This window comes from Blastococcus sp. SYSU D00922 (assembly GCF_054050495.1).
On sequence record NZ_JBJGZL010000005.1, the window covers coordinates 70,919 to 94,942 of the forward strand.

Annotated in this window: 20 protein-coding genes; 13 read left to right on the forward strand and 7 right to left on the reverse strand. The window is 73.4% G+C overall.

Annotation, left to right across the window (positions count from 1 at the left end; all coding sequences use genetic code 11):
• The first annotated feature begins 10 nt into the window (after positions 1 to 10).
• Positions 11 to 781 carry an enoyl-CoA hydratase-related protein gene (locus ACI78T_RS09325; RefSeq protein ID WP_456557814.1) on the forward strand — a complete coding sequence of 257 codons (771 nt, stop codon included), beginning with the start codon at positions 11 to 13 and terminating at the stop codon, positions 779 to 781.
• Positions 782 to 986: 205 nt separating this feature from the next.
• Complete coding sequence (locus tag ACI78T_RS09330) at positions 987 to 2,330, forward strand: dicarboxylate/amino acid:cation symporter (protein WP_456557815.1); 1,344 nt, start codon at positions 987 to 989, stop codon at positions 2,328 to 2,330.
• A gap of 58 nt (positions 2,331 to 2,388) precedes the next feature.
• Here the strand turns inward: ACI78T_RS09330 and ACI78T_RS09335 are convergent, their stop codons facing one another.
• A complete protein-coding gene (locus ACI78T_RS09335; protein ID WP_456557816.1) occupies positions 2,389 to 3,249 on the reverse strand; it encodes a hypothetical protein in 861 nt (286 codons plus the stop codon).
• 57 nt (positions 3,250 to 3,306) lie between these two features.
• Here ACI78T_RS09335 and nucS point away from each other — a divergent pair, with 57 nt between their 5' ends.
• The 4 genes from nucS to ACI78T_RS09355 all read left to right on the forward strand — a co-directional run bounded on the left by nucS (position 3,307) and on the right by ACI78T_RS09355 (position 6,977).
• Positions 3,307 to 3,978 (forward strand): endonuclease NucS, encoded by a 672-nt coding sequence (gene nucS / locus ACI78T_RS09340; RefSeq protein WP_456557817.1) that lies wholly within the window; start codon positions 3,307 to 3,309, stop codon positions 3,976 to 3,978.
• 52 nt (positions 3,979 to 4,030) lie between these two features.
• Positions 4,031 to 4,798, forward strand: coding sequence for a DUF5995 family protein (locus ACI78T_RS09345; RefSeq protein WP_456557818.1), 768 nt, complete (start codon positions 4,031 to 4,033; stop codon positions 4,796 to 4,798).
• Positions 4,799 to 4,885: 87 nt separating this feature from the next.
• Positions 4,886 to 6,667: a 3-hydroxyacyl-CoA dehydrogenase family protein gene (locus ACI78T_RS09350; protein WP_456557819.1), complete on the forward strand. Its 1,782-nt coding sequence runs from the start codon at positions 4,886 to 4,888 to the stop codon at positions 6,665 to 6,667.
• A 4-nt stretch (positions 6,668 to 6,671) separates the two neighbouring features.
• Positions 6,672 to 6,977, forward strand: a complete 306-nt coding sequence (locus tag ACI78T_RS09355) for a hypothetical protein (protein ID WP_456557820.1) — start codon at positions 6,672 to 6,674, stop codon at positions 6,975 to 6,977.
• A 1-nt stretch (position 6,978) separates the two neighbouring features.
• Here the strand turns inward: ACI78T_RS09355 and ACI78T_RS09360 are convergent, their stop codons facing one another.
• From ACI78T_RS09360 to mce, 4 genes are all read right to left on the reverse strand, one after another.
• Entirely contained in the window at positions 6,979 to 8,322 is a 1,344-nt protein-coding gene (locus ACI78T_RS09360) for a class F sortase (RefSeq protein ID WP_456557821.1), read from the reverse strand.
• Between the two features lie 74 nt (positions 8,323 to 8,396).
• Positions 8,397 to 9,599, reverse strand: a complete 1,203-nt coding sequence (locus tag ACI78T_RS09365; protein ID WP_456557822.1) for a hypothetical protein — start codon at positions 9,597 to 9,599, stop codon at positions 8,397 to 8,399.
• 189 nt (positions 9,600 to 9,788) lie between these two features.
• Complete coding sequence (gene ccrA, locus ACI78T_RS09370) at positions 9,789 to 11,120, reverse strand: crotonyl-CoA carboxylase/reductase (protein WP_456557823.1); 1,332 nt, start codon at positions 11,118 to 11,120, stop codon at positions 9,789 to 9,791.
• 68 nt (positions 11,121 to 11,188) lie between these two features.
• Positions 11,189 to 11,641 carry a methylmalonyl-CoA epimerase gene (gene mce / locus ACI78T_RS09375; protein ID WP_456557824.1) on the reverse strand — a complete coding sequence of 151 codons (453 nt, stop codon included), beginning with the start codon at positions 11,639 to 11,641 and terminating at the stop codon, positions 11,189 to 11,191.
• A gap of 174 nt (positions 11,642 to 11,815) precedes the next feature.
• On the opposite strand from mce, the gene ACI78T_RS09380 reads away from it, so the two are divergent.
• From ACI78T_RS09380 to ACI78T_RS09390, 3 genes are read left to right on the forward strand one after another with little or no spacing between them, the layout of a single operon-like run.
• A complete protein-coding gene (locus ACI78T_RS09380) occupies positions 11,816 to 13,006 on the forward strand; it encodes an acetyl-CoA C-acetyltransferase (protein WP_456557825.1) in 1,191 nt (396 codons plus the stop codon).
• Positions 13,003 to 14,028 (forward strand): methylmalonyl Co-A mutase-associated GTPase MeaB, encoded by a 1,026-nt coding sequence (gene meaB, locus ACI78T_RS09385; protein WP_456557826.1) that lies wholly within the window; start codon positions 13,003 to 13,005, stop codon positions 14,026 to 14,028. The genes ACI78T_RS09380 and meaB overlap by 4 nt, the downstream gene beginning before the upstream one ends.
• 54 nt (positions 14,029 to 14,082) lie before the next feature.
• Complete coding sequence (locus ACI78T_RS09390; RefSeq protein WP_456557827.1) at positions 14,083 to 15,552, forward strand: phytoene desaturase family protein; 1,470 nt, start codon at positions 14,083 to 14,085, stop codon at positions 15,550 to 15,552.
• A gap of 17 nt (positions 15,553 to 15,569) precedes the next feature.
• Here ACI78T_RS09390 and ACI78T_RS09395 read toward each other — a convergent pair whose 3' ends face one another.
• Positions 15,570 to 16,100 (reverse strand): C40 family peptidase, encoded by a 531-nt coding sequence (locus tag ACI78T_RS09395; protein ID WP_456557828.1) that lies wholly within the window; start codon positions 16,098 to 16,100, stop codon positions 15,570 to 15,572.
• Positions 16,101 to 16,504: 404 nt separating this feature from the next.
• Between ACI78T_RS09395 and ACI78T_RS09400 the strand changes: the two genes are divergently transcribed.
• From ACI78T_RS09400 to ACI78T_RS09415, 4 genes are all read left to right on the forward strand, one after another.
• A complete protein-coding gene (locus ACI78T_RS09400; protein WP_456557829.1) occupies positions 16,505 to 17,029 on the forward strand; it encodes a MarR family winged helix-turn-helix transcriptional regulator in 525 nt (174 codons plus the stop codon).
• Between the two features lie 36 nt (positions 17,030 to 17,065).
• The gene (locus tag ACI78T_RS09405; RefSeq protein ID WP_456557830.1) at positions 17,066 to 18,745 is read left to right on the forward strand and encodes an acyl-CoA mutase large subunit family protein; all 1,680 of its coding nucleotides are present in this window, start codon (positions 17,066 to 17,068) and stop codon (positions 18,743 to 18,745) included.
• 89 nt (positions 18,746 to 18,834) lie between these two features.
• Entirely contained in the window at positions 18,835 to 21,606 is a 2,772-nt protein-coding gene (locus tag ACI78T_RS09410) for a penicillin acylase family protein (protein WP_456557831.1), read from the forward strand.
• Positions 21,607 to 21,639: 33 nt separating this feature from the next.
• The gene (locus ACI78T_RS09415; RefSeq protein WP_456557832.1) at positions 21,640 to 22,614 is read left to right on the forward strand and encodes a tetratricopeptide repeat protein; all 975 of its coding nucleotides are present in this window, start codon (positions 21,640 to 21,642) and stop codon (positions 22,612 to 22,614) included.
• 3 nt (positions 22,615 to 22,617) lie between these two features.
• On the opposite strand, the gene ACI78T_RS09420 is transcribed toward ACI78T_RS09415, so the two are convergent.
• Positions 22,618 to 24,003 carry a neutral zinc metallopeptidase gene (locus tag ACI78T_RS09420; protein WP_456557833.1) on the reverse strand — a complete coding sequence of 462 codons (1,386 nt, stop codon included), beginning with the start codon at positions 24,001 to 24,003 and terminating at the stop codon, positions 22,618 to 22,620.
• Between the last annotated feature and the right edge of the window lie 21 nt (positions 24,004 to 24,024).

Genomic DNA, 24,024 nt, shown 5'->3' on the forward strand with positions numbered 1-24,024 from the left:
GCGTCGGGCCATGGCTGACGGCGCCCCCCGGGTCGAGCGCGACGGCGACGTCGTCCGCATCACGATGGTGCGGGCGGCGCGCCGCAACGCGCTCTCCCGGGAGCACCTGACCCAGCTGCTCGCGGCGGTGACGGAGGCCGGCGAGAGCGACGCCACCGGCATCGTGCTGGGCGGCGAGGGCCCGGTCTTCAGCGCCGGGCACGACTTCGCCGACGTCGCGGGCAAGCCGGTCGCCGAGGTGCGGAGCCTGCTGCAGCTGTGCACCGACCTGATGGGGACCATCCAGCAGGTGCCGCAGGTGGTGGTGGCCCGCGTGCACGCGCTGGCCACCGCGGCCGGCTGCCAGCTCGTCGCCTCGTGCGACCTGGCCGTCGCGGCCGAGTCGGCCGGGTTCGCCGCCCCCGGCGGCAAGGGCGGCTGGTTCTGCCACACGCCGATGGTCGCGATCGCCCGCAACGTCGGACGCAAGCGCGCCATGGAGCTCGCGCTCACCGGCGACGTCATCGACGCCCGGACGGCGCTGGACTGGGGCCTGGTCAACCGAGTGGTGCCCGACGCGGAGCTGGACGCGGCGGTGGACGAGCTGCTGGCGCGCGCCACGCGGGGTTCGCGGGCGAGCAAGGCGTGGGGCAAGCAGACGATGTACGCGCAGCTGGACCGTCCCGAGCGGGACGCCTACGCGACCGCCGTCGAGGTCATGGCCGCCGCGAGCCAGCTCGACGGCGCCCGGGAGGGCATGGCCGCCTTCCTGGAGAAGCGCCCGCCCGTCTGGACCGACTGAACCCGTGAGTCCCGACACAGCGGGATGACGGTCGGGCGTGCGCGCATTGCCCTACCTGTGCAGAACCTGTGGGGCCTCACGCGTCGGCGGGCCCTCGACTTCGGACGGATGACGACCGCCGGCTGTTGACGCCGGCCGCCGCTCGTCTCCTCCTCTCCCGAACCCTCGAAAGGCCCTCTTCGTCGTGCTCGCTCGACTCCGCCGCGTGCCCTTCGCGGCGCAGGTACTCCTCGCCCTCGTCGTGGGCGTCGCCCTCGGCTTCGTCGCCCGTGAGATGGGCCCCGTCTCCGACGGCTCGCCCAACTGGCTGACCAGCACCCTGCAGACCATCGGCAGCACCTTCGTGACGCTGCTGAAGACGCTGGTCCCCGCGCTCATCGTCACCGCGGTGATCGTCAGCATCGCCAACCTCAAGCAGGTCTCCAACGCCGCCCGCCTGGCCGGTCAGACGCTGCTCTGGTTCGCCATCACCGCGCTGATCGCCGTCGGCATCGGCATCGGCCTGGGGCTGCTCACCGAGCCCGGCCGCAACAGCTCCGTCGACGCCGCGAGCGCCCAGGACGTCGGGACCACCGGCGGCTGGTGGGACTTCCTCAACGGCCTCGTGCCCGGCAACATCCTCGGCCTGCAGGCGTCGGCCGGCGACGACGGCTCGGTCGGTCTGTCGTTCAACGTGCTGCAGCTGATCGTCATCGCGGTCGCCATCGGCATCGCGGCGCTCAAGGTCGGCGAGGCGGCCGAGCCGTTCCTCGGCTTCGTGCGCTCCGCCCTGGCCATCGTCCAGAAGGTGCTGTGGTGGGTCATCCTGCTCGCGCCGCTGGGCACCGTCGGCCTGATCGGCAACGCCGTGGCCAGCTACGGCTGGGACTCCCTCGGTTCGCTGGGCGTCTTCGCGGGCGCCGTCTACATCGGCCTCGCGCTGGTGCTGTTCGTCGTCTACCCGGTGCTGCTGCGCCTGCACGGCCTCTCGCCGCTGCGGTACTTCGCGGGCGCCTGGCCGGCCATCCAGCTGGCGTTCGTGTCCCGCTCGTCCGTCGGCACCCTGCCGGTGACCGAGCGCGTGACCGAGCAGAACCTCGGCGTCCCGCGGTCCTACGCGTCCTTCGCCGTGCCGCTGGGCGCGACGACGAAGATGGACGGCTGCGCCGCGATCTACCCGGCGCTGGCGGCGATCTTCGTGGCCCAGTTCTTCGGCGTGGACCTGTCGATCACCGACTACCTGCTGATCGCGCTCGTCTCGGTCATCGGCTCGGCGGCGACCGCCGGCGTCACCGGCGCGGTGGTCATGCTGACCCTCACGCTGTCGACGCTCGGCCTGCCGCTGGCCGGCGTGGGTCTGCTCCTGGCGATCGACCCGATCCTCGACATGGGCCGCACCGCGGTGAACGTCGCGGGCCAGGCGCTCGTGCCGACCATCGTGGCCAAGCGCGAGGGCATCCTCGACGTCGAGCGCTACCGGTCGACCTCCACGATCGACCCGCTCGCCCGGGTGGAGGAGCGCGAGGGCGTCGACGCCGACCTACGCCGGCCCGAGCCCGTCACCGCGTAAGCACGCACCCGCACCCGGCCGGCCCGGTCCTCCTCGGAGGGCCGGGCCGGTCGTCGTCTCAGGACCCGAGGTCGGCGCAGCCGGTCTCGTCGGGCAACAGCGGGCGGAAGGTGACCGACCAGCGCAGCCCGTCGCCGGTGGTCCACGGGGTGGCGGCGTTCGCTCCCTGGGCCGCCTCGAGCAGGCGCTGCGCATCCGCGCCCGTCGCCGTCACGCAGCTGACGTCGGGCGGACCGCTCGTCGGCTCCCCGGGCAGTGCCGGACCGGCCCAGGGGAGCTCCGGCTGCACGAGCCCGTCACCGGGGTCGACCCACGGGGTGACGACGGCGGCGACCGACTCCGGCAGGTAGGAGGAGGTGTCCGCGCCGCCGGCGTCGGTGAGCGACGACAGGAGGTCGCTCAGCCGGCCGCGCGCATCCTCCTGCTCGGGCGTCAGGCCGCTGCCCTCGGGTGGCGTCTCCCAGAGCGCGTACACCTCGCGCTCGTGCACGCCCTCGCTCGTCACCAGCGTGAAGCGGGTGGAGGGCGCGTCGGCTACCGGGGGCGTGCCGAGGTCGGCGTCGTCGGTGACGCCGGCGGCCACGGCCTGTTCCACGAGACCCTGGACCCCCGCGGCATCGAGCTCGGCGACCTGCACGTTCGGCAGGGCGGGGCCGGGGTAGATGGCCGGCACCGGCCCCTCGGTGACGACGCGTCCGTCGGCGTACACGCTCACCAGCGGCAGCCGGCCGAGCGTCGTCGACGGTGTGACGAAGCCCCCGGTGTGCTCCACCCGCAGCACCAGGCCGTCGTCGGCCGGGACCGCTGGAGGCGCCGACGAGGGGGCCGGGCTGCCCGCAGCGCCGCGCTCGGCGCACCCGGTGAGGCCGAGCACCAGGAGAGCCGCGACGCCCGGTCCGGCGAGCCGCGTGATCGTCATGCCCCTCCGACGACGGGGCCGCGGGCGAGGTTCCCGCGCGCGGTAGCGTCGGGCCCCGTGCGCCTGGTCATCGCCCGCTGCTCCGTCGATTACATCGGGCGGCTCACCGCCCACCTGCCGATGGCGACCCGCCTGCTGCTGGTCAAGGCCGACGGCTCGGTGTCCATCCACGCCGACGACCGGGCCTACAAGCCGCTGAACTGGATGACCCCGCCGTGCACGCTCAAGGAGGACGTCAGCGACGGGGCCGGCACGTGGACGGTCACCAACAAGGCCGGTGAGCAGCTGATCATCACCATCGAGGCCGTCGAGCACGAGCACTCCCACGACCTCGGCGTCGACCCGGGCCTGCAGAAGGACGGCGTCGAGGCCGAGCTGCAGCGCCTGCTCGCCCTGCACGTGGAGACCTTCGGCCAGGGCTGGTCGCTCGTCCGGCGCGAGTACCCGACGGCCATCGGACCGGTCGACCTGCTCTGCCGGGACGCGTCGGGCGCGGTGGTCGCCGTGGAGATCAAGCGCCGCGGCGAGATCGACGGCGTCGAGCAGCTGACCCGCTACCTCGAGCTGCTCAACCGCGACCCGCTGCTCGCGCCGGTCAAGGGCGTGTTCGCCGCGCAGGAGATCAAGCCGCAGGCGCGGGTGCTCGCCCAGGACCGCGGCATCGACTGCGTGACCGTCGACTACGCCGTCCTCAAGGGCACCGACGACCCGTCGCAGCGCCTCTTCTGAGCGCACGCGCGGACCCCTGGTCCGCGGGACGCGCGGTGGCCACGCTTCTGCCGTGACCACCGCGACGCCGCACCTCCGTTCCGTCGAGGACGTCCTCGCCGCCTTCCGGGAGGTGGTGGACGACGCGGCGCGGACCGGTGACCGCGTCGGGTACTTCGCGGCCCTCTACCGGCAGGTCACGCTGGCCGTCGCCCGCGGGATCGAACGCGGCGACTTCGACGACGGTGAGCGGATGGACCGGCTCGACGCCACGTTCGCCGGGCGCTACCTGGACGCCCTGCGCGGCTGGCGGGCCGGCGCGGAGATCAGCCGCAGCTGGCGGGCGGCGTTCCGTGCGGCGGACGAACCCGGCCCCGTCCTCGTCCAGCACCTGGTCCTGGGCGTCAACGCGCACATCAACCTGGATCTCGCGGTGGCGGCCGCACGCACCTGCCCGGGCGCGGGCATCGTGGAGCTCGAAGGCGACTTCCACCGGGTGAACGACATCCTCGTGGCCACCCTGGCCGACGTGCAGGAGGCGGTCGCCGACCTGTCGCCGATGTTCGGCGTCCTCGACGTCGTCCTCGGCCGGCTGGACGAGGCCGTGATCGGCTTCGACATCGTGCGAGCGCGCAGCCAGGCGTGGGAGGCCGCCGAGCTGCTGGCCCGGCAGCCCCCGGATGCGGCAGCAGCCACGGAACGCCTGCTCGACCGCTACGCCACGGGCCTGGCCCGGGTGGCGCTCGCACCGCCGTTCCCCATGCCCGCCGCCCTGGAGCTGCTGCGCGCCACGGAGCGCACCCCGGTGGGCGACGCGGTGCGCCGGCTCGACCGGGGCTGAAGTTACCGGTCGGTAGGCCCGCGGAGCGCCGCCGCGCGCGGGGTGAGAGACTGCCCGCGATCACCGGCGGTGGGAGGAGATGGCAACGTGGCCAGGGAACTGAACGAGGTCGGCGTCGTGGGGCTGGGCACCATGGGTGCCGGCATCGCCGAGGTGCTCGCGCGGGCGGGCCTGTCGGTCACCGCCGTGGAGGTCACCGACGAGGCGCTGGCCCGCGGCCGCGGCCACGTCGAGCAGTCCACCGACCGGGCCGTCGCCCGCGGCAAGCTCGACCCGGCCGACCGGGACGCCATCTTCGAGCGGATCCGCTTCAGCACCTCGCTGGAGGACCTGGCCGACGCCGAGCTGGTCATCGAGGCCGTGCCGGAGCGCATGGAGCTCAAGGCCGAGGTCTTCACCCAGCTGGACAAGATCTGCGCCCCGGACACGATCCTGGCCACCAACACCTCGAGCCTCTCGGTCACCGAGCTCTCGGTGGTCACCGGCCGCCCGAGCAAGGTCATCGGGATGCACTTCTTCAACCCGGCGCCGGTCATGAAGCTGGTCGAGGTCGTGCAGACCGTCGTCACCGAGCCCTCGGTCGTCGAGGACGTCGAGGCGCTGGCCGAGCGGCTGGGCAAGGTCGACGTCACCATCGGCGACCGCGCCGGCTTCATCGCCAACGCGCTGCTGTTCGGCTACCTCAACCACGCGGTCTCGATGTACGAGAACCGCTACGCGACGCGCGAGGACATCGACGCGGCCATGCGGCTGGGCTGCGGCCTGCCGATGGGCCCGCTCGCGCTGATGGACCTCATCGGCATCGACACCGCCTACGAGATCCTCGACACGATGTACAAGCAGTCGCGCAACCGGCTGCACGCGCCCAGCCCGATCATCAAGCAGATGATGACCGCCGGGCTGCTGGGCCGGAAGTCCGGTCGCGGCTTCTACACCTACGCCGAGGAAGGCTCCGCCGAGGTCGTCGACGACGCCGCGACGCCGGCCGTCGGCGGTGCGGCCGAGGGGGCCCGCGAGGTGCGGACCGTGGGTGTCATCGGCTCGGGCACCATGGCCACCGGCATCATCGAGGTCGTCGCCAAGGGCGGCTACGACGTCCGGTTCGTGGCCCGCACGCCGGAGAAGGTCGAGGCCGTCACCACGGCGCTCACCAAGTCCCTCGACAAGCAGGTCGTGCGCGGCCGCCTGGACGAGGCTGCCAAGGACGAGATCCTGGCCCGGGTCGGCGGGACGACGTCGCTGGACGAGCTGGCCGACCGCGACCTCATCATCGAGGCCGTCGTCGAGTCGCTGCCGGTCAAGGAGGCGCTGTTCGCCAACCTCGGCGAGATCGCCAAGCCGGGCGCGGTCCTCGCGACCACGACGTCCAGCCTGCCGGTCATCGAGTGCGCCAAGGCCAGCGGCCGCCCGGCCGACGTCGTCGGCATGCACTTCTTCAACCCGGCCCAGGTGATGAAGCTGGTCGAGATCGTCTCCACGATCTCGACCGCCCCCGACGTCGCCGCCACCGCGCACGCGGTCAGCGCGCAGCTGGGCAAGCACGCCGTCGCCTGCACCGACCGGGCCGGCTTCATCGTCAACGCCCTGCTCTTCCCGTACCTGAACGACGCGGTGAAGATGCTCGAGGCGCACTACGCCACGGCCGACGACATCGACGCCGCCATGAAGGTGGGCTGCGGGTACCCGATGGGGCCGTTCGAGCTGCTCGACGTCGTCGGCCTGGACGTGTCGCTGGCCATCGAGCGCGAGCTCTACATCGAGTTCCGGGAGCCCGGCTTCGCGCCGGCTCCGCTGCTCGAGCACCTGGTGACCGCCGGCTACCTGGGCCGCAAGACCGGCCGCGGGTTCCGGGACTACGCCAGCCGCTGACCGGGTGCCCCGTCGCCGTCCCCGGACCGGCTCCCGACCGTCGGGTCGCGAGCCGGTCCGCCGCACCGAGCAGGTCGAGCAGGCGGCGGGCGGCGACTGGGTGGTCCGCGCCGTCACCGGGGCCGCGACCGGGAAGACCTACCGCTGCCCGGGCTGCGACCAGGAGATCCGCCCCGGGACGCCGCACGTGGTGACGTGGGCGGCCTACGCCCGCGACTCCGACCTGGACCCGTGGGACACCGAGTCGGCGGCCGACCTGCGCCGGCACTGGCACACCACCTGCTGGCGGGCGCGCGACCGCCGCCGCTGAGTCAGCCCACGGACTCGGCGAACACCACCACGTTGTCCTCGTAGCTGCCCGCTGCGCGGTCGAACGAGCCGCCGCACGTGATGAGCCGCAGCTCCGCGCCGGCGGTCGGCGCGTACACCTCGTCGGCCGGGAAGTCGGTCTTCGGCCGGGTGACGACCCGCGTCACCGCGAAGCGCGCGGTGCCGCCGTCCACCCTGCCCACGACGATCTCGGCGCCGGGCCGCAGGTCGCCGATCCGCGAGAACACCCCCGGGGCTCCCGCCCAGTCGACGTGCCCGGCGATGACCGCGGGACCGGGGAGGCCGGGCAGCGGGCCGCCGGTGTACCAGCCCGCCACCGCCGCGTCGGCGGGCGGCACCAGCGCGCCGGCAGGATCGAGGCCCGCCGCCGTGAGCGCGGCGTCCACACCGGCGTCGGGGACGCTGAGGTGGACGGGGGCGGCGGGGAAGCCGACCGGAGCCACCGCCACGGCCGGGTGGGCCGGCGCCGTGGTGGCGGGCTCCACGGCGAGGGCCGGCGTGGTCACGCCCGTGACGGCGGCCAGCCCGGTGGCGACGAGCAGGACCCTGCCCCGCCGGCCGGCGGCGGCCAGCCCGGCCGTGGCGGCGAGGGCGAGGGCGAGCGGTGCAGGGCCGCGACGGAGGTCGCCGGTGCCCGCCTCGACCGCACCGGCGGGCACGACCGCCGGTCCGGCGGCGTCGACGACCGGGCGGACGACGAGTCCTCCGTCCTCCTGGTCGAGGACGAGGACGGTGACGACGGACCCCGCCGCGAAGGACACCGGGACCGGCTCCGCGTCCCCCACGAGCAGGGTCGCCGGGCCGGCGGGCACCGTCCGCGGCTCGGCGGCGGCGCCGAACGACAGGGCGGACGCGAGCGCCGGTCCACCGCTCAGCGTGACGTCCAGCGACGGGACGCTGCCGGCCGCCGCGAGCACGCGGACCCGTGCGGAGCCCGGCGGGGGAGCGGACAGGTCGTCGTCGAGGGCGGCGACCCGGAGGTCGGCGAACGCGCCGGTGAGGGTCACAGTCCGGGCGCCGCCGGCCGGCACGTCGACCCGCGCCGACAGGGCAGGGGGCACGGTGCGACCGGTCCCCGCGGCGCGCACGCTGACCGCGTAGCTGCCGGCGGGGAGGTCGACGGGAGCGCTGACCGCGCCGTAGCCCAGGCCGGTCGTGGCGTCCTCACCCGGGTCGGTCAGCGGCCCGGTGCGGTCCGGCGGCAGGGGAGCGATCGCGACGTCCACGGCCGGGGTGTCGGGGGAGAGGTGGGCGAACCTCAGCTGCCCGTCGTCCTCCGCGCCCGCCACGGGCATGCCGAGGGACGACCACAGCAGGCCCACCACGACGACGAACAGCCCGCGCGCCGACCGGACCGTGCGGTCCGGCGACGGGCGGGCTGCCGGTCGTGCGTCTGGGCTCAGGAACGCCCCTGGCTCACCGGCTGGTCGATCGCCTGGGTCGGCGGCCCCTGCACCGGGGTGGCGCCGGTTCCGGGGCGCGGCGGCATCGGCAGCTGGCGCGTCGCCGGCTCGGTCCGCGTGGGCTGACGGGCCGCGGCGGCCTCGCCCTCACCGCGGGCGGTCGTGCTCTGGGGAGCGGTGGTGGGCGCGGTCGTCGTCGACGGGGTGGGCGAGGGACGTCGCTCGGTCTCGCGCGCGGGGGTGGCGGCGGGAGAGCTGCCGGCGGCCGGTGCGCTGCTCGGGGCGGCCTCGCTCGACGTCGTCCCCGAGCCCTGGGCCGACGTGGCCGGCTGCTGCGCCGCGGGCTGCTGGGAGGCCGGCTGCTGAGGCGTCGACTGCTGCGGGGCGGGCTGCTGGGGGCGGTCGGAGAGGTCCGGCAGCGTGGTGAGCAGCTGACGGGCGGCCAGCAGGCGGCTGGTGAGCTCGTCCCGGACGTCGCGGATCGCCTCGGCCTTGGCCTCCGCCTCGGCGATGAGCTGGGCGGCGTGCTGCTCCGCGGTCGCGATGCGCTGGCGCGCGGCCTGGGTGGAGACGCGCTCGCGCTCCTCCTCCTGCGCGGCGGCCTCGGCGCGTCGCGCACGCTGCGCGATCTCGAAGTCCTCCTCGACCTTGGCCCGGCGCGCCTGCGACTCGGCGTCGAGGCGGGCGACCCGCTCCTGGGCCTTGGCCACGAGCTCGTCGGCGCGCTGCTGGGCCTTCTGCATGATCTGCTCGGCGTTCTGGCGGGCCTCGGCGAGCATCCGCTCGACCTCCGCCTGACCGGCGGCGTGCCGCTCCAGCAGCGCCCGCTCCTCGGCCGCCGTCTGCTCGCGGACGGCCTGGGCGTCGAGCTCGGCGGCGCGGCGGATCTCGCCGGCCTCCTCCTCGGCGAGCTGCAGCATGTGCTGGATGCGCTCGCTGATGTTCTCGAAGGTCGGCGCCGAGGCGGTGGCGGCCTTGCGGCGCAGCGACTCGATCTCGCCGTGCAGCGCGGAGAGCTGACCGGCCAGGTCGGCGGAGCGGTTGACGGCCGCGTCGCGGTCGGCGATGGCGATCCGGAAGTCGGCCTCCAGCCGCTCGATCGTCTCCGCCACCTGGTTGCGGTCATAACCCCGCAGGACCACGTCGAACGAGTGCTGGGCCTCGTGGATCGGCAGCAGGTCGCGGCGGGGATCGCTCATGTCTCCATCCTCGCAGAAGGTGCGGGGCTCGTCAGCGTGTCGTCGGGATCTCGGTGCCAGTGGGACGGCTGTGCAACGCCGCGGGGCCCGGCCGCAACCTGCGACCGGGCCCCTGGTGCGGTTCTGGAGCGGCCCCCTCGCAGGGCCCCGGCGCGAGCGTGCGAGTGCCGGGGGGCGAGGGGGTCCTTTTCACACCCCGCGGAAGCGGTTGATCGCGTCGATGTGCTTCGCGCGCTTCTCGGCGTCCTTGACGCCCAGCCCCTCCTCGGGGGCGAGGGTGAGGACGCCGACCTTGCCCTGGTGGGCGTTGCGGTGGACGTCGAGGGCTGCCTGGCCGACCTCCTCCATCGGGTACACCTTCGACAGGGTCGGGTGGATGAGGCCCTTGTCGATCAGCCGGTTGGCCTCCCACGCCTCCTTGTAGTTGGCGAAGTGGGAGCTGAGGATCTTCTTCAGGTTCATCCACAGGTACCGGTTGTCGTACTGGTGCATGTACCCGGTGGTCGAGGCGCAGGTGACCACCGTGCCGCCCTTCTTGGCCACGTAGACGCTGGCGCCAAAGGTCTCCCGGCCGGGGTGCTCGAAGACGATGTCGACGTCCTCGCCGCCGGTCAGCTCGCGGATCTTCTTCCCCAGGCGCTGCCACTCCTTGGGGTCCTGGGTGTCCTCGTCCTTCCAGAACTTGTACTGCTCCGCGGACCTGTCGATGATCAGCTCCGCGCCCATCTTCCGGACGATCTCGGCCTTCTCCGGGCTGCTCACGACGCAGACCGGGATGGCCCCGCCGTTGAGCGCCATCTGGGTGGCGTACGAGCCCAGGCCGCCGGAGGCGCCCCAGATGAGGACCGTGTCGCCCTGCTTCATGTTGGCGCCGTTGCGGCTGACCAGCTGGCGGTAGGCGGTCGAGTTGACCAGCCCGGGTGCCGCGGCCTCCTCCCACGAGAGGTGGCCGGGCTTGGGCATGAGCTGGTTGCTCTTCACCAGGGCGAGCTCGGCCAGGCCGCCGAAGTTGGTCTCGAAGCCCCAGATCCGCTGCTGCGGGTCCATCATCGTGTCGTCGTGGCCGGCCGGGTCCTCGAGCTCGACCGACAGGCAGTGGGCCACGACCTCGTCGCCGGGCTTCCACTTGTTCACGCCCGGCCCGACCTTGAGGACGACGCCGGCCAAGTCGGAGCCGACGACGTGGTAGGGCAGGTCGTGCCGCTTGGTCAGCTCGGACACCCGGCCGTAGCGCTCCAGGAAGCCGAAGGTGGAGACCGGCTCGAAGATCGACGTCCAGACGGTGTTGTAGTTCACCGACGACGCCATGACGGCGACGATCGCCTCACCCGGTCCGAGCTCCGGCGTCGCCACCTCCTGCACGTGCAGCGACTTGCGCGGGTCCTTCTCCTTGGTGGCCATGCCCTGGAACATGTCCTGCTCGTCCTTGCGGACGACGACGGCGCGGTAGGACTCCGGCACCGCCAGTCCTGCAACGGCATCCAGCTGGTCGGCGAGGATGGCGTCCCTGATCTCGTTCACGCGAACTCCCGGGTCTTCGTCGGCTCGGTAGGGCGGTGCGTCGAGCGGATGTTACTGGTGAGTAATTGTCAGTGCCCAGCGGCGGGCTGGACGAGCTCCACGAGCACGCCCCCGGCGTCCTTCGGGTGGATGAAGTTGACCCGGCTGTCGGCCGTGCCGCGCTTGGGCTCGTCGTAGAGCAGGCGCAGGCCCCGCTCGCGCAGGGTCGCGCTAACGGCCTCGACGTCCTCCACCCGGAAGGCCAGCTGCTGCAGGCCCGGGCCGGACCGCCCGATGAACTTCGCGATCGTCGACTCGGGCGTGAGCGGCGCCAGCAGCTGGATCCGCGTGTCCCCGTTGCCCACGGCGAGCATGGCCTCGCGGACCCCCTGCTCCTCGTTGGTCTCCTCGTGCACCGACTGGACACCGAAGGCCTGCGCGTAGAAGGCGATGGCCTCGTCCAGGTCCGGGACGGCGATGCCGACGTGGTCGATCGTCGTGAACAGCTCGCCGGGCAGCCCGGCACGCGTCTCGTTGGTCACGCGGGGCATCCTGCCGCCAGACGTCTCAGACGTCACATCGATGTGGCGGGGTTCACCCCCGGGTGGACGAGCCCGGACGCGGGGTGGCTCGTTGCTCAGGGCGCCCTATCCTCATGCCACAGATCTGCACACGACACGGCCGCCAACGGCGGCGGCCCGGTACTGGAGGCAGCAATGTCCCGCTCCGTCATCGTCAGCGGCGCCCGTACGCCCATGGGCCGGCTGCTCGGCTCGCTGAAGGACTTCTCCGCGGCCGACCTCGGCGGCGTCGCCATCAAGGCGGCGCTCGAGCGGGCCGGCATCTCCGGCGACCAGGTCGACTACGTGATCATGGGCCAGGTCATCCAGGCCGGCGCCGGCCAGAACCCGGCCCGGCCCGCCGCGGTCGCCGGCGGCATCCCGATGTCGGTGCCGTCGTTCACGCTGAACAAGGTCTGCCTCTCCGGCCTCGACGCGATCGCCCTGGCCGACCAGCTGATCCGCGCCGGCGAGTTCGACGTCGTCGTCGCCGGCGGCATGGAGTCGATGACCCAGGCGCCGCACCTGCTGGCCAACTCCCGCACCGGCACGAAGTACGGCGACACCAAGCTCGTCGACGCCATGGCGCACGACGGCCTGTCCGACACCTTCGACCAGGTGGCCATGGGCGTCCTGACCGAGCAGGCCAACAGCCGCTACGACCTGACCCGCGAGGAGCAGGACGAGTTCGCCGCGGCCAGCCACCAGAAGGCCGCCCGGGCGTGGAAGAACGGGATCTTCGACGAGGAGGTCACCCCGGTCCTCATCCCGCAGCGCAAGGGCGACCCGATCGAGTTCAAGGAGGACGAGGGCATCCGGCCGGACACGACGGCCGAGAGCCTCTCGAAGCTCAAGCCCGCCTTCGCGAAGGACGGCACGATCACCGCCGGCACCGCGTCGCAGATCTCGGACGGCGCCTGCGCGGTCGTGGTCATGAGCGCCGAGAAGGCCGCCGAGCTCGGCTGCACGGTGCTCGCCGAGATCGGCGCGCACGGCGTCGTCGCCGGTCCGGACGCCACGCTGCAGAGCCAGCCGTCGCGGGCCATCCAGAAGGCCTGCGCCCGCGAGGGCATCGACCCCAAGGACCTCGACGTCGTCGAGCTGAACGAGGCCTTCGCCGCGGTCGGCATCGTCTCCACCCGCGAGCTCGGCATCGACCCGGAGAAGGTCAACCCCAACGGCGGCGCCATCGCCCTCGGCCACCCGGTCGGGATGAGCGGTGCGCGCATCGTGCTCGACCTGGCGCTCGAGCTCCGTCGTCGCGGTGGCGGCGTCGGCGCCGCGGCCCTGTGCGGCGGCGGTGGCCAGGGCGACGCCCTGATCCTGCACGTGCCCGCCAAGGCGTGACTTCGGACGGACTCGCCGTCCAGACGGACGCCCCCGCCGCCCCGACCGGGCGGCGGGGGCGCCGTGCCGCTGACGTCCCGACCCTCGTCGAGCGCGCCCGCGAGGGCGACGCCCGCTCGGTGGCGCGGCTGATCTCGCTCGTCGAGGACGCCAGCCCCGCGCTGCGCGAGGTGGCGGCGGCGCTGGCGCCCCACACGGGCCACGCCCAGGTGCTGGGCCTGACCGGCTCGCCGGGCGTCGGCAAGTCGACGTCGACGACGGCGCTCGTGCGCGCGCTGCGGGCGGCCGGCAAGCGGGTCGGCGTGCTCGCGGTCGACCCGTCGTCCCCCTTCTCCGGCGGCGCCCTGCTGGGCGACCGGGTACGGATGCAGGACCACGCCGGCGATAGCGGCGTCTACATCCGCTCCATGGCCTCCCGCGGGCACCTGGGCGGGCTCTCCTGGGCGACCCCCCAGGCGCTGCGCGTCCTCGACGCCGCCGGCTGCGACGTCGTCCTCATCGAGACGGTCGGCGTCGGCCAGTCGGAGCTCGAGATCGCCTCGCTGGCCGACACCACGCTGGTGCTCGTGGCCCCCGGGATGGGCGACGGCATCCAGGCGGCGAAGGCCGGGATCCTCGAGGTCGCCGACGTCTTCGTGGTGAACAAGGCCGACCGGGACGGCGCGGACCAGACGGTGCGCGATCTCCGCTACATGCTGTCGCTGGGCGGCCGGCACTCCGCGGCCGGGCACTGGCGGCCGCCGATCGTGAAGACAGTCGCCAGCCGCGACACCGACAACGGCGTCGACCAGGTGCTGGAGAAGATCGAGGCGCACCGCGAGTGGCTGGAGTCCTCCGGCGAGGGGCAGCGGCGGCGCACCGAGCGGGCCGCGCGCGAGATCGAGGCCATCGCGCTGGCGTCGCTGCGCGAGCGCATGGGCGACGTCCACGGCTCGGCGGCGCTGGGGGCGCTGGCCGACCGGGTCGTCGCGGGGGAGACCGACCCCTACCGCGCCGCGGACGAGCTGCTCGACCAGCTCTGAACGCGCAGGTCCGTCGCCGCACCGCGAGGATGGGTGGGTGAACGGGCTACAACGTTGAACGGCAAGGCTGACGCCGTCGTCGTCGGAGCGGGGCCGAACGGGCTGGCCGCCGCCCTGCGCCTCTCCGCGGCGGGCCTGCGGGTCCAGGTCGTCGAGGCGGCCGAGCGCCCGGGCGGCGGGATGCGCACCGAGGAGCTGATGCGCCCCGGCTACTTCCACGACGTCTGCTCGATCGTGCAGCCGATGGCCGCCGCCGCGCCGTTCTTCCGGGAGTTCGACCCGGAGAGCCGGGGCGTGCGGCTGGTCCAGCCGGAGGTCAACTACGCCCATCCGCTGGACGGCGGGCGGGCCTCGATCTCGATGCGCTCGCTCGAGGACACCGCCGCGAGGCTCGGGGAGGACGCCGCCGCGTACCGGCGGCTGTTCGGACCGCTGGTCGAGCACGGCACCGACGTCGTCGACTTCTTCCTGACCAGCAAGCTGCGCCGGCTGCCCACCCGCAGCCCGCTGCAGATCGCCCACTTCGGGCTCAACGGGCTGCCCAACGTGCGGTGGCTGGCCCACCGGTACTTCGACACCGAGGAGGCGCAGGCCCTGCTGGGCGGTGCCGCTGCGCACGGGATGCTCGACCTGACCCAGCCGCTGACCTCGGCGCTCGGGATGCTCCTGACGATGCTGTCCCACCACGCCGGCTGGCCGCTGATCGAGGGCGGGTCGCAGAAGCTCGCCGATGCCATGGTCCGGGCGCTCGAGGAGCAGGGCGGCGAGGTGGTCACCGGGCACCACGTCACCGACCTGCGCGAGTTCGACGGTGTTCCCGCGGTGCTGCTCAACACCACCCCGGAGGCGTTCGTGGGCATGGCTGGGGACCGGGTGAACGAGGGCTACCGCCGGTGGGTGCGGCGGTACAAGCACGGCGCCGGCGTGTTCAAGATCGACTGGATCCTGTCGGAGCCGGTGCCGTGGACCAACCCCGACGTCCGCCGGGCGGGCACCATCCACGTCGCGGGGAACCTCGACGAGACCATCGCCGGGGAGCGGGCGCCCAACGAGGGCCGGATCACCGACAAGCCCTACGTGCTCGCCGTCCAGCCGACCGTCCCCGACCCGACGCGGGCGCCCGAGGGCGGGCACATCTTCTGGGCGTACGTGCACGTGCCCCACGGGGCCGACGTCGACATGACCGAGGCCATCGAGAACCAGATCGAGCGGTTCGCGCCCGGGTTCCGGGACACGGTGGTCGAGCGGTACACGAAGAACGCCGTCGCGATGGAGCAGTGGAACCCGAGCTACCTCGGCGGCGACATCTCCAACGGCCAGGCGACCCTGCGGCAGATGCTGGCCCGCCCGGTGCCGCGCTGGAACACCTACAAGACGCCGGTGAAGGGCGTCTACCTCGCGTCCGCCGCGACCCCGCCGGGGCCCGCCGTCCACGGCCAGTGCGGTGACAACGCCGCGCGGGTGGCCCTGCGCGAGGTGTTCGGCGTGCGGGAGGTCCCGCCGCTGCGCCCCGCTGTGCGCTGAGGGGGGCGCAGCGGGACTCAGGCGATGCGGCGGGCGGTGTTGTAGCCCTCCATGTCGACGGTCGTGTACTCGACGCCGGTCGACTCGGTGCCAGCGTGGACGATCTGGTTGTCGCCCACGTAGATGCCGACGTGGCTGATCGGCTCGTAGTAGAAGACGAGGTCACCGGGCTGCAGGTCGGCGCGGGCGACCGGGGTGCCCACGTTCGCCTGGTCGGCGCTCCGCCGCGGCAGCTCGATCCCGGCCGAGCGGTAGGCGTAGCTGGTCAGGCCCGAGCAGTCGTAGCTGTCGGGGCCGCTGCCGCCGTACTCGTACGGCTTGCCGACCTGGGCCCGTGCGGTGTCGATCGCGGTCTGCGCGGCGGCGGTCGGCGCGGTGGAGCTCGTCGCCGCCGGCGTGGGCTCGGCGGCCGTGGCGGTGACCGGCGACAGCACGATCGTCAGCGAGGCGGCGGCACCGGTGAGCAGGCCCGCGCCGAGCCGGCGGAGGGGGCGGTGGCCGGTGCTGCGGAGTCGGTAGGCGTCCAGGGTCGGCTGAGTGGTTCCCACGGGTGGGAGCTCTCCTTCCGTTCGCCCGCCGCGGGCACGGCGCAGCACACCTGCGCTGGGGGCTGGGAGCTGATCGCGCTCGCTCACCGGACGGGCCCTCGTGGGCGCACCGCTCCGGGACTGCGGCGGTACCGGGACCGGGGCCACCCTCGTCGGGCGACGACCACCCGGCCGGCATCTCGACCGTACGAAGCGATCATGGCGACCACAACAGCGGAGTCGCCATGTCGAGTCGTCGACTCGGCGACATCTCGCGCCAGCTGCGGGAATACGGGCCTGGATGTGGACCGGGTCACGCTTCGCGCCCCGGCTGTCGGGTTGCTGTCGTCATCCGGGGCCGATGACGACGGCAACCCACCACTCGGCGGCGGGAGCGCCCCTGCGGCACCGGTAGCGTTCTCCGCATGGTGCGACCGCTGGGGCTGCCCTTCGACCCGATCGAGCGGGCCGGTCGGACGTGGGAGCAGCGGTTCGGCCCGGCCTCGGCCATGCGGGCCGCGACGAGCGTCTTCCGCGTCCAGCAGATCCTGCTCGCTCGGTTCGACGAGGTCCTCAAGCCGCACGCGCTGACCTTCGCCCGCTACGAGGTCCTGGTCCTGCTCACGTTCAGCCGCACGGGCGAGCTGCCGCTCAAGGTGATCGGCAGCCGGCTGATGGTGCACCCGACGAGCGTCACGAACGCGATCGACCGGCTGGTGGCCGCCGGCTACGTGCGCCGGCGTCCCAACCCGGACGACGGCCGCGGGGTCCTGGCCGGGATCACCGACGCCGGCCGGGACGTCGTCGAGGTGGCCACGAAGGCGCTCACCGATCTCGACTTCGGCCTCGCCGACCTGCCCGAGGACGAGCGCGCCACGCTCTTCGAGGTCCTGCGCCGGGTGCGGCTGGGCGCCGGGGACGTGGCAGGGGACGCCACCCCCGCCGGATGATCGACGCCAGATAGTTGGACGTCCTACTATCTGGCCATGGGAACCGATGCCGGGCAGCGGTGGCAGCAGCGGTACGACGCGGCGCTGGCCGCGGGCAGGGTGCGCGACGCCGACTTCACGACCCTGTCGGGCGTCGAGGTGGCCCCCGTCTACGGGCCCGCTGACGAGTCGGCCGTCGAGGACTTCGAGCGGATCGGCTATCCGGGGGAGTTCCCGTTCACCCGCGGGCTGCACGCCACGGGCTACCGGGGGCGGGCGTGGACCATCCGCCAGTTCGCCGGGTTCGGCAACGCCAGGCAGACCAACGAGCGCTACCGGATGATCCTGGCCGAGGGCGGTGGCGGCCTCTCCGTCGCCTTCGACATGCCCACCCTCATGGGCCGCGACTCCGACGACCCGCGCAGCCTGGGCGAGGTCGGTCACTGCGGCGTCGCGATCGACAGCGCCGCCGACATGGACGTGCTCTTCGACGGCATCCCGCTCGACGGGACGACGACGTCGATGACGATCAGCGGCCCCGCCGTCCCGGTGTTCTGCATGTACCTGGTCGCGGCCGAGCGGCAGGGTGTCGACCTCGGGAAGCTCAACGGCACCCTGCAGACCGACATCTTCAAGGAGTACATCGCGCAGAAGGAGTGGCTGTTCGCCCCCGAGCCGCACCTGCGCCTCATCGGCGACCTCATGGAGTACTGCGCCGAGAACATCCCGGCCTACAAGCCGATCAGCGTCTCCGGCTACCACATCCGCGAGGCCGGCTCGACCGCCGCGCAGGAGCTGGCCTACACGCTGGCCGACGGCTTCGCGTACGTGGAGCTCGGGCTGTCCCGTGGTCTCGACATCGAGCAGTTCGCGCCCGGGCTGAGCTTCTTCTTCGACGCGCACATCGACTTCTTCGAGGAGATCGCGAAGTTCCGCGCCGCCCGCCGGATCTGGGCCCGCTGGCTGCGCGACGTCTACGGCGCCACCACGGAGAAGGCCCAGCAGCTGCGCTTCCACACCCAGACGGCCGGCGTCAGCCTCACCGCCCAGCAGCCCGACAACAACATCGTCCGGACGGCGATCGAGGCGCTCTCGGCCGTGCTCGGGGGCACCCAGAGCCTGCACACCAACGCGCTCGACGAGGTCCTCGCCCTGCCCAGCGCCAAGGCGGCCCAGATCGCGCTGCGCACCCAGCAGGTGATCGCCGAGGAGACCGGGGTCATGAACGTGGCCGACCCGCTCGGTGGCTCCTGGTACGTCGAGGCGCTCACCGACGAGCTGGAGCGGCAGGCCGAGGAGATCTTCGCCCGCATCAAGGACATGGGCACCGACGGCACGATGACCAGCGGGATCCTCCGCGGCATCGAGGACGGCTGGTTCACCGGCGAGATCGCCGAGGCCGCCTTCGTCTACCAGCGCGCCTTGGAGAAGGGCGACAAGAAGGTCGTCGGCGTCAACACGCTCACCGGCTCCGTGGAGGCCCACGACAAGCTGGACATCCTCCGGGTCAGCCACCAGGTCGAGATCGACCAGAAGGCCGAGCTGGCCGGCCGGCGGCGGCAGCGGGACGACGACGCCGCCCGTGCCGCGGTCGCGCGGATGGTCGAGGTCTCGCGGACCGACGCCAACATGGTCCCGGCCATGCTCGACGCCGTCCGGGCGGAGGCGACGCTCGGCGAGATCTGCGACGCGCTGCGCGCGGAGTGGGGGAGCTACACCGAACCGGCCCGGTTCTGACCTTCCTCGTTCCGCATGGGCCGGTGACGTAACTCACCGGTAACTTCGCTCGTTCCGCACGGCACTTCTCCCGGATCCCGGAGGTCGTCGTGCGGTTGCCCGCCCTGCCCACATCGCTCGTGCTCGTCACCGGGCTGGCCGTGTCCGGCCTGGCCACCCCGGCCGGTGCGACCCCCGCTCCGCAGCACGAGGACTACGGCTCGGTCCGCAACGTGCTGCCACCAGGGCAGCGCGGCTCCATGGACGTCCCCGGCACCGTCGGGGCGGTGCTCGGTGACCCGCTCGGGCGGGCCGCGGTCGACGGGCAGAACGCGCCGGACAACTTCGCCGACCAGCTCGAGATGTACGACGCCCTCAACGCGGCCGACCTCTCCGCGCTGACCGAGGAGGACCTCCCGGCCTACTACAAGGACGCCCCGCTCACGCTGACCGACGACGAGGCGGTCAGCGTCGAGCGGCCCCGGGACGGCGTCGCCATCCGCCGCGACGGCTACGGCGTGCCCTACATCGAGGGCGAGACGCGGGAGGACGCCGCGTTCGGTTCCGGGTATGCCGGCACGCAGGACCGGATGTTCCTGATGGACGTCCTCCGGCACGTCGGCGCCGCCCGCGCCGCGGAGTTCCTCGGCCCCAGCGAGGCCAACATCGCGATGGACCAGGAGCAGCTGCGCTCGGCGTTCTACACCGAGGAGGAGGCCGAGGCGCAGGTCGAGGAGGTCGCCGAGCGCTTCGGCGAGGAGGGGCGGCGGCTGCTCGCCGCCTTCGACGCCTTCATCGCCGGCATCAACGCCGCGCAGGAGCAGATGTGCCCGGGCCTGGTGCTCGGCCCGGAGTGCCCGGCCGAGTACCTCGCCCTCCAGCGGGTGCCCGAGCCCTGGGACCGCGCGGACGTCGTCTACATCGCCTCCCTGGTCGGCGGCATCTTCGGCAAGGGCGGGGGAGCGGAGTTCGCCAACGCCCGCTGGCTCCAGCAGCTCGAGCAGCAGTTCGGGCCCGAGGAGGGACGGCGGATCTTCGACGACCTGCGCTCCGCCGACGACGCGCACGCCCCGACGACGTCGTCCATCGCGGCGCCGTACGGCGGCGGGCCGGTCGACCCGACGAAGCCCGGCGTCGCCCTGCCCGACCTCGACGGCCCGACCGCCCCGGGCACCGGGTCCGACGCGGGCGGGGGCGGGCTCCCGCTGCCGTCGCTCGGCTCGCTCTCGGGCCGGCTCGACCCGGCGCCGATGGCCGTGACCACGCCGTTCGGGACCATCGACCTGGCCGCGGTGGCGGACGGCATGAGCAACGCGGCGCTGGTCTCCGGTGACCGCACCGCCGACGGCCACCCGGTCACCGTGTTCGGCCCGCAGACCGGCTACTACGCGCCCCAGCTGCTGACCGAGCAGGCCGTCGTCGCTCCGGGGATCAGCGCACGGGGCGTCTCGTTCGCCGGCACGAACCTCGTGGTGCAGCTGGGCCGTGGCGTCGACTACGCCTGGTCGGCCACCAGCGCGAACAGCGACAACGTCGACACCGTCGTCGTCCGCCTCTGCGACCCCGACGGCGGCGAGGCGACCGTCGAGTCGGAGGGCTGGCTGGACGGCGACCGCTGCGTGCCGATGGACCGGCACGTGCACGAGGAGGTCGCGACCCCGACGGTCGGCGGGGCCGGGGCGCCCCAGGTGCTGAAGATGCTCGTCCTGCGCACCGACGACGGCATCGTGCAGCTGCGTACCACCGTGGACGGCGAGCCGGTCGGCATCGTGACCCAGCGGACCACCTACCACCGCGAGCTCGACTCGGTCATCGGCTTCGAGCGCTTCGGCGACCCGGAGGCGACCTCCGACGCGGCCGGCTTCCAGCGGGCGGCCGCGGCCATCGACTACACGTTCAACTGGTTCTACGCCGACGACCGCGACATCGCGTACTTCTCGTCGGGCCGGCTGCCGGTCCGCGCGGAGGGGACCGACCCGCACCTGCCGCGCTGGGCCGGTGACGAGTACGCGTGGCAGGGCTGGCTGGGCGCCGACGACCACCCGCAGCAGGTCAACCCGCCGTCGGGCTACCTCGTGTCGTGGAACAACCAGCCGGCACCCGGCTGGGCGGCGGCCGACGACGGCTGGGGCTGGGGACCGGTCCAGCGCAGCCTTGCGCTTTCCGACCGGGTGGGGGCGCTGGCCGACGGCGGTGGGGTGACGACGACCGACCTGGTCGCCGCCGTCCAGGACGCCGCCACCGTCGACTCCCGGGCCTTCTACACGCTGCCCCACCTCCTCGACGCCATCGGCGACGACCAGGAGCTGGCCGAGGCGGTGGCGCTGCTGCGTGACTGGGTCTCCGGCGGCGCGCACCGGCTCGACTCCGACCGGGACGGCGCCTACCAGGACCAGGCGGCGGTCGCGCTGTTCGACGCCTGGTGGGAGACGACCGCCGACGACGGCACGGTGCAGTCGGTGGCGCACGAGCTCCTGCGCGGCACGCTGGGCGACCTCGTCACCGAGCTGCCGCAGCGGCTCGACGACCACCCGCGTCAGGGGCTCGGATCCGCCTGGAACAACGTGGCCTGGTACGGCTACGTCGTCCGGGAACTGGCCGTCGAGGACCTCGGCGGCGACGGCGACTGGTCCCGCTCCTACTGCGGGGGCGGCGACGCGACCGCGTGCCAGGAGGACCTGCGGGCCTCGCTGCGGGCCACGGTCGACCGGGTGCTGGCCGAGCAGGGGGTGTCGTCCGTGCGGGACCTGACCTACGACAAGCACATCGACGACATCCGCTCGGTGGCGACGGGCGTGGTCGGCGTGCGGGCCATCGACTGGCAGAACCGGCCGACCTTCCAGCAGGTGGTGGAGTTCGACCGTCACCGGCCGAGGAGCTGACCGCCCCGACACGCCCGGGGACGCGGTGGGATCATGACTGGCATGCAGCCCACCCGTCCCGGACGTCCCGACCCTCGAGCTGCCGCTCAGCAGGCCCAGCTGGCGGCGGCCATGTCCGGCGCCGTCGACCTGGCCGCCGTCAAGGCCCGGTCCGAGGCCGCCGCGCGTGCCGCGGCAGCACCGCCGCCGAGCGCCGAGGCGCCGACGGGAGCCCCCGGTTCGGCCGTCGTCGACGTCACCGAGGCGACGTTCCAGACCGAGGTGCTCGACCGCTCCTTCCAGGTGCCGGTCGTCCTCGACCTGTGGGCGGAGTGGTGCGGGCCCTGCAAGCAGCTCTCCCCGGTGCTGGAGCGGCTGGCCGCCGAGGGCGGCGGGTCCTGGGTGCTGGCCAAGGTCGACGTGGACGCCAACCCCGCGCTGGCCCAGGGCCTGCGGGTCCAGGGCATCCCGGCGGTGAAGGCGGTCTGGCAGGGGCAGCTGGTCGCGGAGTTCACCGGGGCCATCCCGGAGGAGCAAGCCCGTCAGTTCGTGACCGAGCTGGTGCGCGCGACGACCGGTGGTGCGGTCCCCGGCGCCGACGGCGAGGAGACCGTGGCGGAGGACCCGCGGCTGGACGCCGCGGAGGCGGCGCTCGAGCGCGGTGACCTGGTCGCCGCCGAGGCCGCCTACCAGGCGATCCTCGACGCGGAGCCCGACCACCCCGAGGCCGCGCTGGCCCTGCGGCAGGTGCAGCTGTTCCGCCGGGCCGACGAGGCCGGCCCGGATGCGCTGGCCACGGCGGACGCCGCGCCCGAGGACGTCGAGGCCCAGACGCGGGCGGCCGACTTCCTCCTCGGGACCGGCAACATCGAGGCCGCGTTCGACCGGCTGCTCGACGTCGTCCGGCGCACCGCGGGCGAGGACCGCGACCGGGCGCGCACGCACCTGGTGGAGCTGTTCGCGGTCGTCGGCGACGAGGACCCGCGCGTCGGCGCGGCCCGCCGCCAGCTCATGGCCGCGCTCTTCTGAGGCTCAGACCCCGACGTCGCAGGCGGTGACGCCCTCGACGAAGCCGTTGCGGAAGACGTCGACCAGCTGGAAGCCGGACAGGTCGGCGGCACCCAGGACGTCGGGCTGCACGCCGTACTCGAGCAGGAAGAGCACGCTCTCGTCGAGGTCGCCGGGGGAGATCAGCAGGTCGGGGATCTGCTGGTTGTAGACCTGCGCGCTGAACCAGCCGGTCAGGCAGACGGCGGACCGCAGGGCGTCGGGGTCGGCCGGGTCGAGGCCCAGCTGGTCGCGGGCGCCCAGGGCGTAGGGGATCGAGATCGCGGTGGCCACCGCGAAGTCGCCGATCTCGTAGGCCTCGCGGGTGAGGTCCCGCTCGTCGTACCCCACGACGTTGCCGTCCGCGCAGTAGACGAGGTCGCGGTCGGCGGGCGCGCAGTCCGGCGCCGTCCCCTGGAACGCCTCCACCGGGGGCGGGTCGAAGCGCTCGTCGAAGACCTCGGAGAAGGCGCGCTCCCAGAAGGTGGGCAGGGCGCCCTCGACGTAGCCGATGAGGTCGTCGTACGGCGCGTTGCCCTGCCGCTCGAAGTCGACGTCGGACGTGAACCGGCCCTGGGTGAACACGCGCTCGGGGCCGAAGCGGTCCCGGCAGGCCGCCGGCCCGTCGTCGAAGCCCTCCTGGAAGGCCGACGCCCGGTCGAAGTAGGAGCCGTGCGCCGACTCCGCCGCCGAGCTGGTCCCCACCGGATCGCGCAGCTGGAAGTAGCCCCGCAGCAGCTCGTCGAGCTCCGGCGCCTGCAGGTCCGAGTGCTCGGCCTCGCCCTCGGCGACCCAGCGGGTCCAGGCACCGGCGAGGCAGTCGGCCTGGGTCTCGGTGGCGATCGAGGTCTCCGGCAGGCCGACCCGCGCCTGGACGGCGTGACCGAACTCGTGCGCCATCACCAGCGCCGGGATGAACCGGCCGAACTGGTCGGCGAGCTCCGCCAGGAAGGCGCGGTCGTAGGTGATCGAGTCGCTGTTGGCCGTGTTCGGGGACTGGCAGTAGAAGGCGTTGTTCTCGACCTCGAGCGGCTGCGCCCCGCAGCCCACCCCCTGCGGGTACTCCGCCGGGTCGACGTCACCGGGGTCGACGCTGAAGTAGCCGCCCTGGATCGGCTGGAACTGCTGCCCGAAGGTGTCGGGCAGCTGCTGCGACCAGAAGACCTCGAGGTCGGCGAGGGCGTTCCTGGCGAGGATGTCGACCGGCTCGTCGGTGGCGCCCTGGACGGTCACCTCTCCGCTGGTGGTGTCGCGGACGGGTGGCTCGACGCGGCCGGGCTGGCCGATCACCACCGTGGCGCAGCCGCTCAGGCAGGCGGTCGCGAGCGCCAGGACGGCGGGCAGCACGCGGTGCCGCAGCGGTCGGGCCATGACGGGTGCATCGGCGTTCCG